12 protein-coding genes are annotated in these 15,752 nt (G+C 64.4%); 2 read left to right on the top strand and 10 right to left on the bottom strand.

Annotated features, from left to right (window positions below):
• Positions 1 to 16 precede the first annotated feature (16 nt).
• Both adhP and IEG05_RS05185 read right to left on the bottom strand, forming a co-directional pair.
• Positions 17 to 1,039: an alcohol dehydrogenase AdhP gene (gene adhP, locus IEG05_RS05190; RefSeq protein ID WP_125862620.1), complete on the bottom strand. Its 1,023-nt coding sequence runs from the start codon at positions 1,037 to 1,039 to the stop codon at positions 17 to 19.
• Between the two features lie 219 nt (positions 1,040 to 1,258).
• Positions 1,259 to 2,584 (bottom strand): RNA helicase RhlE1, encoded by a 1,326-nt coding sequence (locus tag IEG05_RS05185; RefSeq protein WP_191121719.1) that lies wholly within the window; start codon positions 2,582 to 2,584, stop codon positions 1,259 to 1,261.
• Between the two features lie 209 nt (positions 2,585 to 2,793).
• On the opposite strand from IEG05_RS05185, the gene IEG05_RS05180 reads away from it, so the two are divergent.
• Both IEG05_RS05180 and rimA read left to right on the top strand, forming a co-directional pair.
• Positions 2,794 to 4,458 (top strand): cation:proton antiporter, encoded by a 1,665-nt coding sequence (locus tag IEG05_RS05180; RefSeq protein ID WP_046617796.1) that lies wholly within the window; start codon positions 2,794 to 2,796, stop codon positions 4,456 to 4,458.
• A 118-nt stretch (positions 4,459 to 4,576) separates the two neighbouring features.
• A complete protein-coding gene (gene rimA, locus IEG05_RS05175) occupies positions 4,577 to 5,389 on the top strand; it encodes a S6 modification regulatory phosphodiesterase RimA (RefSeq protein WP_046617795.1) in 813 nt (270 codons plus the stop codon).
• Positions 5,390 to 5,391: 2 nt separating this feature from the next.
• On the opposite strand, the gene IEG05_RS05170 is transcribed toward rimA, so the two are convergent.
• The 8 genes from IEG05_RS05170 to IEG05_RS05135 all read right to left on the bottom strand — a co-directional run bounded on the left by IEG05_RS05170 (position 5,392) and on the right by IEG05_RS05135 (position 15,706).
• Positions 5,392 to 6,072: a type 1 glutamine amidotransferase domain-containing protein gene (locus IEG05_RS05170; protein WP_046617794.1), complete on the bottom strand. Its 681-nt coding sequence runs from the start codon at positions 6,070 to 6,072 to the stop codon at positions 5,392 to 5,394.
• 122 nt (positions 6,073 to 6,194) lie between these two features.
• Positions 6,195 to 8,084, bottom strand: coding sequence for a methyl-accepting chemotaxis protein (locus tag IEG05_RS05165; protein ID WP_046617994.1), 1,890 nt, complete (start codon positions 8,082 to 8,084; stop codon positions 6,195 to 6,197).
• Positions 8,085 to 8,269: 185 nt separating this feature from the next.
• Positions 8,270 to 9,730 (bottom strand): sodium-dependent transporter, encoded by a 1,461-nt coding sequence (locus tag IEG05_RS05160; protein ID WP_003281701.1) that lies wholly within the window; start codon positions 9,728 to 9,730, stop codon positions 8,270 to 8,272.
• 81 nt (positions 9,731 to 9,811) lie between these two features.
• The gene (gene maiA, locus IEG05_RS05155; protein ID WP_046617793.1) at positions 9,812 to 10,471 is read right to left on the bottom strand and encodes a maleylacetoacetate isomerase; all 660 of its coding nucleotides are present in this window, start codon (positions 10,469 to 10,471) and stop codon (positions 9,812 to 9,814) included.
• Entirely contained in the window at positions 10,461 to 11,444 is a 984-nt protein-coding gene (locus tag IEG05_RS05150; protein WP_046617792.1) for a fumarylacetoacetate hydrolase family protein, read from the bottom strand. Before IEG05_RS05150 ends, maiA begins: the two co-directional genes overlap by 11 nt.
• The gene (locus tag IEG05_RS05145; RefSeq protein ID WP_191121718.1) at positions 11,444 to 12,583 is read right to left on the bottom strand and encodes a homogentisate 1,2-dioxygenase; all 1,140 of its coding nucleotides are present in this window, start codon (positions 12,581 to 12,583) and stop codon (positions 11,444 to 11,446) included. Before IEG05_RS05145 ends, IEG05_RS05150 begins: the two co-directional genes overlap by 1 nt.
• 182 nt (positions 12,584 to 12,765) lie before the next feature.
• Positions 12,766 to 13,851, bottom strand: a complete 1,086-nt coding sequence (hppD, locus tag IEG05_RS05140) for a 4-hydroxyphenylpyruvate dioxygenase (protein WP_046617791.1) — start codon at positions 13,849 to 13,851, stop codon at positions 12,766 to 12,768.
• 445 nt (positions 13,852 to 14,296) lie between these two features.
• Entirely contained in the window at positions 14,297 to 15,706 is a 1,410-nt protein-coding gene (locus tag IEG05_RS05135; protein ID WP_046617790.1) for a sodium-dependent transporter, read from the bottom strand.
• Positions 15,707 to 15,752 lie beyond the last annotated feature (46 nt).

Raw genomic sequence — 15,752 nt, 5'->3', positions numbered from 1 at the left:
TACCCGGCGCGCCGCCTTACATCTTCATCACGATCCGGCCTTCGATGCGACCGGCGCGCATGTCATCGAGGATCTGGTTGATGTTGTCGAGGCTGTCGGTGTGGATGGTCGCCTTGACCTGACCTTCACCGGCGAAGTCCAGCGCCTCCTGCAGATCGGCGCGGGTGCCGACGATGGAGCCGGTGATGCTGATCGCCTTGAGCACCACATCGAAGATCGGCGTCGGGAAGTCTCCCGGCGGCAGCCCCACCAGCGCGACAGTGCCACGCCGCCGGGCCATGCCGATGGCCTGACCGAAGGCACTGTTGGATACCGCAGTCACCAGTACACCGTGGGCACCGCCGATGTCGCGCTGCACCACCTCCACGGGATTCTCCGTACGTGCATTGATGGTCAGGTTGGCCCCCAGACGCTTGGCCAGCTCGAGCTTGGCATCGTCCACATCGACTGCCACCACGTGCAGCCCCATGGCCTTGGCGTATTGCACCGCGACGTGGCCGAGGCCGCCGATGCCCGAGATCACCACCCATTGGCCGGGCCGCGCTCCGGTGACTTTCAGCCCTTTGTAGACAGTGACTCCGGCACAAAGAATCGGCGCAATCTCGTCGAACTCGACGTTCTTCGGCAGGATGCCGACGTAATTCGGGTCCGCCAGCACATACTCGGCATAGCCGCCGTTCACCGAGTAACCGGTGTTCTGCTGGCCTTCACAGAGCGTTTCCCAGCCGGTCAGGCAGTGTTCGCAGCAACCACAGGCGGTGTACAGCCAGGGTACGCCGACGCGATCACCCTCTTTCACGCGCGTGACACCGGCGCCAACAGCGGAGACATGGCCCACACCTTCATGGCCGGGGATAAACGGCAGTGACGGCTTGACCGGCCAATCGCCTTCGGCCGCGTGCAGGTCGGTGTGACACACACCGGAGGCGGCAATCTTCACCAGAATCTGGCCGGGGCCGGGCATCGGCACCTTGACTTCCTCGAGGCGCAGCGGCTCGCCGAAGGCGTGTACCACTGCAGCTTTCATGGTCTGGGTCATGGGCTAGCTCCTTCATGCGGAACGTTCGAGTCTGCATTGGCGCAGACCCGATCAGCCTAGACCCGGATCGATCGTCGCGCGACCCTCTGGACCGCCGGTCGGCGGCGAAGACGCGTGTGTTCCACTACGCCATGACAGGATTGTTGATGTCGGCGCCATCGAGTCTGTGACGGGAGCAGCTGTGGAAACGGCTTCCCCGTTTTCCACCCTGCGCTGCGATCAGCGCTTCTTCGCCGGCTTGCCGCCGCCCAGGCTCGGCACCTTGCGAATCGGCCTGGCGTTGGGCTTTTCGCTCTCGTCGAACCAGTTGCCGAGATGAATCTTGCCCTTGCCGCCGCCGTCCTTGGGCTTTTTCGGTTTCTTCGGCTTCTTGATGATCTGCCCGCCGAGGGTGGTGGTCGCCACGCGATGGTCCGGCACGAAACCAAGCTCGTCGTGGCGCGGCAGCACCTGGTTGATCAGGGTTTCGATGGCCGCCAGCTGATCGACTTCATCGGCACTGACCAGGGAAACCGCCTCGCCCGTAGCGCCGGCGCGGCCGGTACGGCCGATGCGATGCACGTAGTCTTCGGCGACGATCGGCAGGTCGAAGTTGACCACCTGCGGCAGGTCGTGGATGTCCAGCCCGCGCGCGGCGACGTCGGTCGCCACCAGCACCTGCACCTCGCCCGCCTTGAAGCGCTCCAGCGCACGCAGGCGCGAGGCCTGTGGCTTGTCGCCGTGGATCGCATCGCTGGAAATACCCGCAGCCTGCAGCTCGTCCACCAGCTGATCGACGCCCTTGCGCGTTTTGACGAACACCAGCACCTGGCCCCAGCGCTTGTCCGCCAGCAGATGCAGGAACAGCTCGCTCTTGCGTTTCTTGTCCACCGGCACCAGCCACTGCTTGACCGTCTTCGCCGCGGCGTTGCGTGGGCTGACCTCGACCGACAGCGGATCGCGCAGCAGCTCGCGGGCCATCTGCCGGATCGGCTCGGAAAAGGTCGCGGAAAACAGCAGCGTCTGGCGCTTCTTCGGCAGAGCGGAGAACAGCTGGTCCAGCTCGTCGGCGAAACCGAGGTCGAGCATGCGATCGGCCTCGTCGAGCACCAGCGCCTGCAGCTGGTTGAAGCCCATGGCGTTCTGCCGGTAGAGATCGAGCAGGCGACCGGGCGTCGCCACCAGCACATCGATGCCCTTGCGCAGCGCCATCATCTGCGGGTTGATGCTGACCCCGCCGTACACCGCGTAGGTGCGCAGCGGCAGATTCTGCCCATAGACACGAAAGCTCTCGTGCACCTGCTCGGCCAGCTCGCGGGTCGGCACCAGTACCAGCGCGCGTACCGAATTGCTCGCCACCTTGGCGCCTTCCATGGTCAGGCGCTGCAGCAATGGCAGGGCGAAGCCGGCGGTCTTGCCGGTACCGGTCTGCGCCGCCGCCATCAGGTCGCGGCCCTTGAGCACGGCGGGAATGGCTTCGATCTGCACCGGCGTCGGCTTGCGGTAATCGAGGGTTTCCAGGGTCCGCAGCAGCGGATCGATCAGGCCCAGGGAGGCGAAGGTCATGGCAGGCTCGCAGCGCCGTTTCGGCGGGATGAAAAAGGGCGGATTCTAGCAGCAGGCCGGGCACATCGGCTCACCAGCCGATTGCAGGCGGGCCAGGCGATGCCTTGCTGTCACAGTTTCATACGCTGCCGCGCTGGTAGCTGGCCAACGCCTGCCGCAGGATAGGCACAGCGCCGCGGCGCCGTCACATCAACCGCACGGAGACCCTGATGGAAGCGCTGCTCGCCCACGGCCCCTTCGCCGAATTCGCCCTGCTGCTGATCGTTTCCGCGGTGGTCGGCGCGATTGCCGTGAGCCTGCGCCAGCCGCTGCTGATTTCCTACATCGTGGTCGGCATTCTGCTTGGCCCGGCGGTGTTCGGCCCGGTCAACGCCGCCGAGCAGGTCCATCTGCTGGCCGAGATCGGCGTCGCCGTGCTGCTGTTCGTGGTTGGGCTCAAGCTGGACCTCGCGCATATCCGCAATATCGGGCCGGTGGCGCTGGCCACGGGGCTCGGGCAGCTGACCTTCACCATCGTCTTCGGCTTCGCGCTCACGCTGCTGATGGGCAAGAGCACCATGGAGGCGATCTACATCGCCGTGGCGCTGACCTTTTCCAGCACCATCATCATCGTCAAGCTGCTCTCGGACAAACACGAGCTGGACTCGCTGCACGGACGCATCGCCGTGGGTTTCCTGATCGTCCAGGACCTCGCCGTGGTGCTGGCGATGATGACCATGAGCGCCCTGCGCGGCGCCGGCGATGCCGGCTGGGCCGAGGTCTCGGGCTCGCTGCTACTGCGTCTGGCAGGTGCTGCGATCCTGATGTACGTGCTGATGCGCTACGTGCTGCCGCCCCTGGTCAGCCGCATGGCGCGCTCGCAGGAGCTGCTGCTGATCTTCTCCATTGCCTGGGGTACCGGACTTGCCGCGCTGGGCGACTACGTCGGTTTCAGCAAGGAGGCCGGAGCCTTCGTCGCCGGCTTTTCGCTGGCCTCGACGGCCTATCGTGAAGCGATGAACGCGCGCCTGACCGGCATCCGCGACTTCATGCTGCTGTTCTTCTTCATCGACCTCGGTGGCCGGCTCGATTTCTCCACGCTCGGCAACGAGATCCTGCCGGCCATCGCGCTGGCGCTGTTCGTGCTGATCGGCAATCCGCTGATCGTCATGGCAATCATGGGCTACATGGGTTATCGCAAGCGCACCGGCTTTCTCGCCGGGCTGACCGTGGCGCAGATCAGCGAGTTCTCCATCGTTTTCGTTGCAATGGGTATCACCCTTGGCCATGTCGGGCCAGAGGCGCTGGGCCTCACCACGCTGGTCGGCTTGGTGACGATCATGCTCTCGACCTACATGATTCTGTTCTCGCAGCCGCTCTATGAACGGCTGGCACCCTGGCTCGGCGTGTTCGAACGCAAGCGTCCCTATCGCGAACTGGAAGTGGAGGCCCAGGGCAGGCCGCAGGGCCATCCGCGCATCATCATCTTCGGCCTGGGCCGATATGGCTCGCGTCTGCTGCAGCAGCTGGCCGCGGCACGACTGCCGGTGCTCGGCGTGGATTTCGACCCGGAAGCCGTTCGCACGCTGCGCCGCAGCAAGCTGCCGGTACGTTTCGGCGATGGCGAGGATCCGAGTTTTCTCGAATCGCTGCCGCTGCAGCATGCCGAATGGGTGGTCACCAGTTTTCCGCAGTGGGAGGCCAATCGCGCCTTTCTGCATGCGCTCAAGCATGCAGGGTTTCAGGGCAAGATCGCCGGCGTGGTGCGCGACGACCAGCATGGCAAGGCGCTGGATGCAGCCGGCGTCGCCCGCGTACTGAACCCCTTCACCGATGCGGCGGACTTCGCCGCGCGCAGCCTGATCGACGAGCTGGGGCAGAGGCCAAGCCACTGACCCGCGACCGCAAGGGATTCGAGGGCCATCCCGCACACAGTACTGGCAGACCAATGGCATTCAGTGATCGAATGCACAGCCGCTAACTTGCTATGAGTCGGTCCAATCGAGTGCGCCCATGAGTTCGAGCAACACCAGCAGCATCCCTGCCCCAGATGCCTATCCGTGCCACGGCGCCGCCGAGCACGGCGCCTGCCCCAGCTGCGCCAGTGGCGAGCGCCTGGGCTTTCGCTTCAGCTACGCGTTCCAGCCGATCATCGACCTGCACAGCCAGCAGATCTTCGCCCATGAGGCCCTGGTTCGCGGCCCGGATGGCGAGCCCGCACCGACCGTGCTGTCGCAGGTCACCGAGCAGAACCGCTTCCGCTTCGACCAGGCCGGCCGGGTCAAGGCAATCAAGACCGCGTCCAGGCTGGGCATGCAGAGCAAGCTGTCGATCAATTTCATGCCCAACGCGATCTACCGCCCCGAGCTGTGCATCCGCTCGACGCTGGAAGCCGCCCGCGCCCACGACTTTCCCATCGAGCAAATCATCTTCGAGACCGTCGAAGGCGAGCGCATCAACGACGGCAAGTGGCTGACCGAGGTGTTCCGCGAATACCAGCGCATCGGCTTTCTTACCGCCATCGATGACTTCGGTGCGGGCTTTGCCGGGCTAAATCTGCTGGCCGATTTCCAGCCGGACATCATCAAGCTGGACATGGACCTGATCCGCGGCATCGACCAGAGCCGCATGCGTCAGGCCATCGTCCGGGCGACGGTGGGGATGTGTGAGGAGTTGGGTATCAAGGTGATCGGCGAAGGCGTGGAAACCGCCGACGAATGCAGCGCTCTGTTCGACCTCGGCATTCACCTGATGCAGGGCTATCTGTTCAGCCGGCCGCTGTTCGAGGCCTGTGGCCAGGCGGAACAGCTCGCCTGGCCACAGTGAGTTCAGCCGCGCAGCAGCTTGAGCAGTTCCTCTGCCGCCGCTTCCGATGAGGCCGGGTTCTGCCCGGTCACCAGCAGCCCGTCGACCTGCACGTAAGGCGCCCAGTCCGCGCCCTTGCTGTACTGGCCGCCACGCTCGCGCAGGCGGTCCTCGAGCAGGAACGGCACTACATCGGTCAGCTCCACACCCGCTTCCTCGCCATTGGTGAAGCCGGTGACGCGTCTACCCTTGACCAGATACTCGCCATCTTTGCCGCGCACCTCGGTCAGCGCCGCCGGTGCGTGGCAGACCGCGGCCACCGGCTTGTCGGCCTTGACGAAGGATTCGATCAGGGCAATGGAGGTCGGGTTGTCCACCAGGTCCCACAGCGGGCCGTGGCCGCCCGGATAGAACACCGCGTCGAAATCCTCGACAGACACCTGATGCAGACTATAGGTGTTGGCCAGCAGCGTCTGCGCCTCGCCATCCCCGTTGAAACGCTCGGTGGCCTCGGTCTGGGCGTCGGGCTCGTCGCTCTTCGGGTCCAGCGGCGGTTCGCCACCCTCGGGCGACGCGAGCACCACCTGCGCCCCGGCATCCAGGAAGACGTAGTACGGCGCGGCGAATTCCTCCAGCCAGAAGCCGGTCTTTTTGCCGGTGTCACCCAGCTGGTCGTGGGACGTGAGCACGATGAGAATTTTCATGGAGCCTCCTTGTTGAAGCGCGACGTGAACAGTTGAGACTGTAGTCACGGGCACATTGCTCCGCTGCCGAATCACATCCATGAAAAAGGGCGCCGCAGCGCCCTCTAGAACCACCGTTCCGGTCAGATCCGGAAGCTATCCACCAGCTGCTTCAGCCGGCGCGCCTGCTGGTCCAGGTCGCCACAGGCGCGCAGGGTCGACTGCAGGTTCTCCACGCCTTGCTGGTTCAGCGTGTTGATCTCGGTGATATCCATGTTCAGCGACTCGATCACCGCGGTCTGCTCCTCGGTGGCGGTGGCCACCGACTGGTTCATGCCGTCGATCTCGCCGATGCGCTGGGTCACCTCGCCGAGGCGTTCGCCGGCACGGTCGGCGATGGAGACGCTGGACTCACTCTGCCGCTGGCTTTCGGTCATGGTCTGCACCGAAGCGCCGGCACCAACCTGCAGCTGCTCGATCATCTGCTGGATTTCCTGCGCCGAGCTCTGGGTGCGATGCGCCAGGTTGCGCACCTCGTCGGCGACCACGGCAAAGCCGCGTCCCGCCTCGCCGGCCCGCGCCGCCTCAATGGCGGCGTTCAGCGCGAGCAGGTTGGTCTGCTCGGAAATGCCCTTGATCACCTCGAGAATCTGACCGATGTCCACGGTCTTGGCATTGAGCGCCTCGATCTGCCCGCAGGACGCGCTGATCTTCGCCGACAGCTCGCGCATCGCGGCGATGTTCTGCTCCACCACCTGGCGACCGTCTTCGGCCTGATGTCGCGCGCCACTGGCGTGCTGCGAGGCATCTGCCGCGTTGCGGGCGATCTCCTGGGCGGCGGCGCCAAGTTCGTTGATCGCCGCCGCCACGCTGTTGGTGCGACAGGCCTGCTCGTCGGAGTTGGCCATCGATGCGTTCGAAGCGCCGAGCACGCGCTGTGCCACTTCGTTGACCTGCAGCGTGGCCGATGACACCTCGCGGATCGATTCATGGATACGCTCGACGAAGCGGTTGAAGGCGGTCGCCAGCTGACCGAACTCATCCTTGGACTGCACCGCCAGGCGCCGGGTCAGGTCGCCCTCGCCCTCGGCGATGTTGGCCATGGCGCGGCCCATGTCGGTGAGCGGACGCATCAGTACACGAATCAGCATGCCCAGCAGCAGCAGGATGAACGCCACGGCGGCAACCGTGGCGACCAGCGCGGTGGTGCGGAAACTGGTCAGCGCGGCATAGGCCTTGTCACGATCCAGCGAAATACCCACGTACCACTGCACCGAAGGCAGGCCCTTGACTGGGCTGAAGCCGAGGATGCGCGGATTACCCTCAAGCTGCGCCTCGACATAGCCACTACTGAGCGACGGCGTATTCTGCGGGTAAATATCCTGGAGCGACTTCATGACCATCTGCTGATCGGGATGGACCAACACCTTGCCGTCGCCGCTGACAAGAAAGGCGTACCCCATGCCATCAAAATCCAGCGCGTTGAGCATATCCACCAGAGTTTTCAGGCCTAGGTCGCCACCAACTACACCCGTCGCGCCCTGGCCGCTTTTGACCGGGGTTGCGACTGTCACAACCAGCTCGTTCAGCGTGGCATCCAGGTAAGGTTCGGTCAGCGTCGTGCCATCTGCAGACAGCGCATCCTTGTACCAGGGGCGAGTTCTCGCATCGTAGTCGTCCGGCATGGCCTCGTAAGGGCGGAGGATATAGCTGCCATCGGCTCCGCCGAGATAGGTGAACATGAACGTAGAGGTCAGTGCACGTTGTTCGAGCAGACTGCCAACAGACTCTGCCGAGTCATCCCGGCCGATGGTCTGCGCAGCGCTTTCCACCAGCAGGATACGGCCTGACAGCCAGTTCTGAATGTTGTGGGCGGTAACCTCGCCCATTTCCCCCAGGTAGCTTTCGAGGTTGGCGCGAATGGCGCTCCGCTGCAGATAATCGTTATAGAGGGTAAACAGCGCAAAAGTTGCGATCACCACTAACGAGGCGGCCAGCAGAATCTTGTGGCTGAACTTGAGATGACTAGACATTTGAGGCGCATCCGAATGACTGAACGGGGTGCTGGCATCCTGCGCACTGTGCATTCCTTTGATCTCAATCACTTTTTCGGCCGCTCCCAAAGAAACTTGACCTACTAGTCGCAATGCGGATGTTTCCCCATAAAAAACGCCAGCCTGCTGGCTGGCGTTCTTCACGCGAAGGGGCCGCGCCGTGGTCAGCGACCGGCCAGGGCCGGCATCACCCGCGGACGCAACATCTCGCCAAGCACCGCCAGCGCACCGATCGCTCCGGCGATCCAGTACCAGCGCTGCAACGGGTCGAAGCCCAACCAGCCAAGGGCATGCAGGAAGACCATGAGGATCAGCACTGGACAGACATAGCGAACCATGAACAGCCACAGCGCGTAGCCCAGCGGCGGCAGGTTCAGCTCGTCGCGCATGATCTCGCTGCGCAGCGCGTAGCCGGCCAGCAGCACGGTGAAGATCCCGCCCAGCGGCATCATCCAGCGCGAGGTCAGGTAATCCAGCCAGTCGAAGAAGTTCTTGCCCATCGGCGTCCAGCCCGACATCAGGTTGAACGAGAGCATCGCCAGCAGGCTGATCACCAGCAGCACCACGCCGGAACCCATTGCCGCCTTGATCCGCGAGATGCCGTGCTTCTCGTTGAGGTAGGCGACGGTTGCCTCGATCATGGAGATCGCCGAGGTCAGCGCGGCGATCGACACCATGGCGAAGAACAGCACGCCGAAGGCGGTGCCGAACGGCATCTGCTGGAAGGCCAGTGGCAGGCTCATGAAGATCAGACCCGGGCCTGCAGTCGGGTCCATGCCGTTGGCGAAGATGATCGGGAAGATCGCCAGGCCCGCCAGCAGCGCGACGCAGGTGTCGGCGATGGCGACCATGAAGGTGGTGCGGGCGATGGACTGGTCATCCGGGATGTACGAGCCGTAGGTGAGGATCGCACCGGAAGCCAGGCTGAGGGTGAAGAATGCGTGGCCAAGCGCGGCCAGCAGCGCCTCGCCGGTGATCTTCGAGGTATCGAAGCTGAACAGGAAGGCGAAGCCCTGATCGAAGCCGCCGCTGGTGACCGCGTAACCCACGAGGATCAGCAGCAGCACGGCCAGCCCCGGCATCATCCAGCGCACCGCGTTCTCGATGCCCTTCTGCACGCCCTTGGCGACGATCCACAGCGTCAGCAATGCCACCAGCAGGCTCCAGCCGCCAAGTTCCCACGGGTTGGAGTTGTGCGCCTCGAACACGCCACCCAATGCCTCAACGCTGGTCGCCGCCAGGGAGCCGTCGAGCATCTTCACCGTGTAGGCGAAGGCCCAGCCGGCGACCACGACATAGAAGCAGAGGATCAGGAAGCCGGCCGTCATCGCCATGCCGCCAACCGCCTTCCACAGCGGGTTGCCGTTGTTCTCGCGGACTACCCGGCCGATGGCGTCGATCGGGCTGCCACGGCCGCGGCGACCGATGGCGATCTCGCACATCATTACCGGTACGCCGATGGCGAGGATGCACAGCAGGTACATCAGTACGAAGGCACCACCGCCGAACTCGCCGGTGATGTAGGGGAATTTCCAGATGTTGCCCAGGCCCACGGCGGAGCCGGTTGCCGCGAGGATGAAGCCCCAGCGCGACAGCCAGAGGTTCTTCGGTTTTTCACGAGTCATACGTCACCTGTTTGTTGTTATCTGTGACGGGATCGGGACCGTCGCGCAGGGCGCGACGGCGTGCAAGGCGAATTCAGTCGTTCATTGAGCGTCGGGCTGCACCTCCGGCGCGGCCTGCTGGAAGGCCGGAAGCGTCTCGCAGCGTGCAACGATCTCGAGAATGCGTGGATACGCCGCGAGGTCACAGGCAAAACGGCGCGCATTGTATACCTGCGGCACCAGGCATGCCTCCAGATAACCTGGCCGATCTTTCAGGGAAAGCCTGCCATCGAAACATTCCAGGCCCGCTTCCACGGCGGCGAGACCCTGACCGACCCAGTGCTGATACCACGCGTTCCTGGCCTCGTCGTCGACACCCAGTTCGGCGGAGAGGTACTGCAACACACGCAGGTTGTTCAGCGGATGGATCTCGCAGGCGATGTGCATGGCCAGGGCGCGCACCTGGGCGCGGCGAACCGGATCGTCCGGCAGCAGCGCCGGCACCGGGAACACCTCGTCGAGGTATTCCAGAATCGCCAGCGACTGGCTGATGCGTGCCCCACCGTTGGCTTCGTCAACTAGCAACGGCACCAGCTGCTGCGGGTTGAGGGCGCGGTAATCGGCCGCACGCTGCTGGCCGCCATCCTTGACCAGATGCACCGGCACCTGCCGGTAGGCCAGCCCCTTGAGGCTCAGCGCGATGCGCACCCGGTAGGCGGCACTGGAGCGCCAGTAACCGTAGAGCGTCAGCTCAGTGCTCATAGCGCTCGACCTGCTGATCGATAGCACCAAAGATGCTCTGTCCGGCGGCGTCGAACATCTCGATGCGCACCCGATCGCCGAACTTGAGGAATGGCGTCTTCGCCTCGCCGTGCTCGACCACCTCGAGCATGCGCTTCTCGGCCAGGCAGGACGAGCCAGCGCTGCGGTCGTAGTTCGACACCGTGCCCGAGCCGATGATGGTGCCGGCGCCCAGTGGACGGGTGCGCGCGGCATGGGCGACCAGGGTCGGGAAGTTGAAGGTCATGTCGGTGCCGGCATCCGGCTGGCCGAACAGCTCGCCGTTGATGTGCGAAACCAGAGGCCGATGCACCTTGCCGTCGCGCCAGGTTTCGCCCAGCTCGTCCGGCGTCACCGCCACCGGCGAGAAGCTCGACGACGGCTTGCTCTGGTAAAAGCCGAACCCCTTGGCCAACTCACCGGGAATGAGATTGCGCAACGAGACGTCGTTGACCAGCATCAGCAGCTGGATGTGCGCGGCCGCCTCGGCCGGCGTCGCACCCATGGGCACGTCGCTGGTGATCACTGCCAGCTCGCCTTCCAGATCGATGCCCCAGGCCTCGTCGGCCAGGCGGATCGGGCTGTGCGGCGGGATAAAGGCATCGGCGCCGCCCTGGTACATCAGCGGATCGTGCCAGAAGGACTCCGGCATCTCGGCGCCACGCGCCTTGCGCACCAGCTCGACGTGATTGACGTAGGCGCTGCCATCGGCCCAGTGATAAGCGCGCGGCAGCGGGCTGTGGCAGGCGCCTTGGTCGAAGGCGAATGCGCCCTCCTCCAGCCCGTCGTTGAGGCGCTGGTAGACCGCTTCCAGCTTCGGCTTGCAGTAGTTCCAGTCATCCAGCGCGGCCTGCAGCGTGGCGGCGATCTGCGGCACTTTCACCGCCTGGGCGAGATCGCGGGAAACGACGACGAGCACGCCGTCGCGGCCCTGGTTGAGGGTTGCGAGTTTCATCAGGATTCCTTGCCCGGCGCACGCCAGGAGTTGACGTATTCGGGGACATCGACGGCTGCGGCGGCTTCGCCGACTTCCAGCGCGCGGCGGGTGTCGATCATCACCGCCACCTCGTCGGCAAAGGTTGCCGGGTCGGTGCTGGCCTTCTTCAGTGCCTTCGGGTGCGGCCCGTGGGGGAAGCCGCAGGGGTGGAAGGTCACCATGCCCTGCTCGATGTTGTCGCGGCTGAAGAAGTTGCCGCGGTGGTAGAACAGCACTTCGTCGTAGTCGTCGTTGTTGTGGAAGAACGGCACCTTCAGCGCACCCGGATCGGATTCCACCGGCCGCGGCGTGAAGGTGCAGACCACGAAACCGTTGGCGACGAAGGTGGTGTGCGCCGACGGCGGCATGTGATAGCGATGGCTCATCAGCGGGCGGATGTCGCGCCAGTTGAGCCGTACCACGGTGTTGTCGCCGTGCCAGCCGACCACGTCCAGCGGGTTGTACGGGTAGGTCACGGTGGTGATCTGGTCTCGCCGCTTGATGCGGATTTGCCAGGGGTTCTCGTCCTGCTGCGCGCGAAAGGCGTCGTCCAGCCGCGGATGGTCGAGCACCGCGGCGTCAAAGATGGCATGCGGGCCGACCAGGCCTTTTTCCGGCAGCTGGTAGGCGCCGTCGGTGTTCTCGATCAAGAGCATGAACACCGGCTGCGTCACCTCGATGCGCCAGGCGGTGCCGCGCGGGATCATCAGGTAGTCGCCGTCGCGGAATTCCAGGTGGCCGAAATCGCAGTACAGATGCCCGGCGCCCTCGTGGATGAACAGCAGTTCGTCACCATCACCGTTGCGCACCAGGTGGCGCATGGCGCCGTTGGTCTTCCACAGGCGCAGCTTGACGTCGGCGTTGTGCAGCGCCAACGGCGCCTGCAGCGGGCAGTCGCCTTCGCTGGGGATGTGGTTGAAGTTGAAGGCATGCGGGCGAAGCGGGCCTTCCCAGTCGATCCAGCCGGTCGGCGGATGCTTGTGATGCAGGTGCGAAGCCGGGCCGAAGAAGCCTTCGCGGCCCATTTCGCGCTCGTAGGTACCCTGCGGAAAATCGCAGTGCGCCTGACGCGAACTCTCACCCTCGCGGATGGGGAAACTGATCCATTTGCGGCTCATGTGCCTCTCCTCGTGATACCGCGTGATCTCAATGGCGCTGCGGTGGTTGTCGATGCGTAGGGTGGAAGACTGCGAAGCATCTTCCACGCGTCTGTGTCGGCCACGCGTTCATGTCGGCCTACCGAAACGCGTGGATGTGCTTCGCGACATCCACCCTACGCAACCCCACCTCGACGCCGGACTTACTCGTCCGCCTTGATCACGCCGCGGCGCAGCTGGTCTTCCTCGATGGATTCGAACAGCGCCTTGAAGTTGCCTTCGCCGAAGCCCTGGTTGCCCTTGCGCTGGATGATCTCGAAGAAGATCGGGCCGATCACCGTGTTGGTGAAGATCTGCAGGAGGATGCCGTCGTCCCCCGGCGCGCCGTCGATCAGCAGGTTCAGCTCGCGCAGCACATCGGTTGGCTCGCCATGGCCAGCGACGCGGGTATCGACCTTCTCGTAGTAGGTCGCGGGGGTTGTCATGAAATCCACGCCGTTGGCACGCAGGCGGCGCACGGTCTCGTAGATGTCGTCGGTGGACAGCGCGATGTGCTGGATGCCCTCGCCGTGGTATTCGCGGATGAATTCCTCGATCTGCGATTTGTCGTCGGCCGACTCGTTGATCGGGATGCGGATCTTGCCGCAGGGCGCGGTCATGGCACGGGAGAACAAACCGGTCAGCTTGCCTTCGATGTCGAAGTAGCGAATCTCGCGGAAGTTGGCGATGCGCTCGTAGAAACCGGACCAGACATCCATCTGCCCGCGCTTGACGTTGTGGGTCAGGTGATCGATGCACATCAGGCCGACGGCGTTGTCGTTCGGCGTACGGCCTTCGATGTACTCGAAGTCGACGTCGTAGATGCTCTTGTCGCCGTAGCGGTCGACGAGATACAGCAGCGAGCCGCCGATGCCTTCGACGCAGGGGATGTTCAGCTCGCCGAAGTTGGCGTGGCTGCCGACCAGCTTGGCGCCCTGGGATTCGACGTAGGCGGCGGCCTGCGCGGCATTCTTCACCCGGAAGGCCATGGCGCAGGCGCTCGGGCCGTGCTTCTCGCCAAACTCGCGCACATGCCCGGTGGGGCTGCCGTTGAGCACGATGTTGATGTCGTGCTGCTGAAACAGCCAGACCTCCTTGGAGCGGTGCTTGGCGGTTTCGGTAAAGCCCATCTGGGTGAACAGCGCGCGCAGCTGCTCGATGCCTTCGGCATTCGGCGCGGTGAATTCGACGAACTCGAAGCCGTCGGTACCGATGGGATTGTGCTGTTCGATCTTGTTCACGGCGTTCATATCGCCTCCTGATTATTGTTGTGAGGACTGCCGCTGCACGGCTTGGCTGGCCCCATCACACCCCAGGCCAGGGCAGCGAACAATGCTGTTTACGGGCACGGAAAGCGGCTGGCGCCATCCCCGCCGTCAGGTTTTCCTTACATCGCCTTTTTTGCTGAAAAGCCTGGCCCAGCGGCTTGCCAGGCGTAACGAAAAGCTGACAGCGTGGTGCGACAAGCTGCCGCACATGTATTCCAGGCGCCCGAGGCGAAAAAAAAGGTGGGCTGAAGCCCACCCTACGAGAACCCGTTAAGGGCCTGACTCGCAGGGCAGGCTCCGAGCCCACCAAAGGGACTTCGAACGAAGCCCACGGCACACTTTAGAGTGGGCTTCGGCCCACCAAGCGCAAGAGCCGACTGCACACGGTAGGGTGGGCTTCAGCCCACCGCCCCGTCGACCCAGCCTGCTAGATCAGCCCGAGCAGGTTGAGGAATACCAGCACGATGGCCACCGGCGTGCCGTAGCGCAGCAGCTTCCACCAGGCCTGGAACAGCCCGGCGTTGCGAATGCCGATCGCGTCGCTGACCACCTGTTTTTGCAGCACCCAGCCGGTGAACAGCACCGTACCGAGCCCACCCAGCGGCATCAGCCAATTGGTGGTGAGGTAGTCCAGGGTGTCGAAGAAGGTCTTGCCGAACAGCTGGTAGTCCGCCCAGTGGTTGAAGGAGAACACGCTGCCCAGGCTCAGCAGCCAGAGCACCAGACCGCTGCCCAGCACCGCCTTGGTCCGGCTGATGCCGAAGCGCTCGGTGAGCCACGCGATGCTCGGCTCGGAAAGCGAGATGGCCGAGGTCAGCGCGGCGATCACCAGCATCACGAAGAACAGCCCACCGACGACCTGCCCCAGTGGCATCTGGCCGAAGGCGATCGGCAGGGTGACGAAGATCAGCCCCGGCCCGGCCCCAGGTTCCAGCGCGTTGCCGAACACCAGCGGGAAGATCGCCAGGCCTGCCAGCAGCGCCACCGCGGTATCGGCCAGCGCCACCAGAATCGAGGTCTTGGCGATCGAGGTGCCTTCCGGCAGATAGGAGCCGTAGACCATCATCGCGCCGCAACCGAGGCTCAGGGTGAAGAAGGCATGGCCAAGGGCGACCAGCACGCTCTGCGCAGTCAGCGCGGAGAAGTCCGGCACGAAGAGAAACTGCAGCGCCTGGGCGAATTCGCCTTCGATGGCGGCATAAACAACCAGCACCAGCATCAGCACGAATAGTCCGGGCATCAGAAAACGCAGCGAACGCTCCAGCCCACCGCGCACGCCGAAACCGACGATCAGCATGGTCGCGGCCAGCACCAGCGTGGCGCAAACCACCAGGCGCAGCGGGTCCGCCAGCAGCGCGCCGAACAGCTCGCCACTGGCCTCACCGCTGACGCCGGTGAAACCGCCGCTGAAAGTCGCCGGCACATAGGCCAGCGCCCAGCCAGCCACCACCAGATAGAAACTCAGAATGAGAAAGCCGGTCAGCCCGCCGAGCCAGCCGACCACGCGCCAGCGCGAACTGGCCCCGGCTTCGCGAGCCAGCCGGGCCACGGCGCCATCAGGATTCGCCCGACCGCGGCGGCCGATCATCACCTCGGTCATCAGCAGCGGAATGCCGATCAGCAGGATGCAGGCGAGGTAGACCAGAACGAAGGCGCCGCCGCCGTTCTGCCCGGTCACGTAGGGGAATTTCCAGATATTGCCCAGGCCCACCGCCGAGCCGGTGGCGGCGAGGAAGAACACCCAGCGGGAGGACCACAGGCCGCGGCTGGCGTTGTCTTGGATGCGTGCGCGCGCGCCGGCGAAGGTGCCGGCCGCGAGGCTGGTTTTATCGGTCATTGCGGATTCCTGCTTGTTGTTTTTGTCAGGGATGGTGCGAACGAAC

Origin of the sequence: Stutzerimonas kunmingensis (genome assembly GCF_014764705.1) — a bacterium.
GTDB lineage: Bacteria > Pseudomonadota > Gammaproteobacteria > Pseudomonadales > Pseudomonadaceae > Stutzerimonas.
Note: the sequence above shows the minus strand (reverse complement) of the source record. Positions and strands in the feature narration are given on the sequence as shown.

Coding starts and splice junctions, on each gene's coding strand:
- adhP (WP_125862620.1), bottom strand. CDS start 1,039: ATGACCCAGACCATGAAAGCTGCAGTGGTACACGCCTTCGGCGAGCCG.
- IEG05_RS05185 (WP_191121719.1), bottom strand. CDS start 2,584: ATGACCTTCGCCTCCCTGGGCCTGATCGATCCGCTGCTGCGGACCCTG.
- IEG05_RS05180 (WP_046617796.1), top strand. CDS start 2,794: ATGGAAGCGCTGCTCGCCCACGGCCCCTTCGCCGAATTCGCCCTGCTG.
- rimA (WP_046617795.1), top strand. CDS start 4,577: ATGAGTTCGAGCAACACCAGCAGCATCCCTGCCCCAGATGCCTATCCG.
- IEG05_RS05170 (WP_046617794.1), bottom strand. CDS start 6,072: ATGAAAATTCTCATCGTGCTCACGTCCCACGACCAGCTGGGTGACACC.
- IEG05_RS05165 (WP_046617994.1), bottom strand. CDS start 8,084: ATGTCTAGTCATCTCAAGTTCAGCCACAAGATTCTGCTGGCCGCCTCG.
- IEG05_RS05160 (WP_003281701.1), bottom strand. CDS start 9,730: ATGACTCGTGAAAAACCGAAGAACCTCTGGCTGTCGCGCTGGGGCTTC.
- maiA (WP_046617793.1), bottom strand. CDS start 10,471: ATGAGCACTGAGCTGACGCTCTACGGTTACTGGCGCTCCAGTGCCGCC.
- IEG05_RS05150 (WP_046617792.1), bottom strand. CDS start 11,444: ATGAAACTCGCAACCCTCAACCAGGGCCGCGACGGCGTGCTCGTCGTC.
- IEG05_RS05145 (WP_191121718.1), bottom strand. CDS start 12,583: ATGAGCCGCAAATGGATCAGTTTCCCCATCCGCGAGGGTGAGAGTTCG.
- hppD (WP_046617791.1), bottom strand. CDS start 13,851: ATGAACGCCGTGAACAAGATCGAACAGCACAATCCCATCGGTACCGAC.
- IEG05_RS05135 (WP_046617790.1), bottom strand. CDS start 15,706: ATGACCGATAAAACCAGCCTCGCGGCCGGCACCTTCGCCGGCGCGCGC.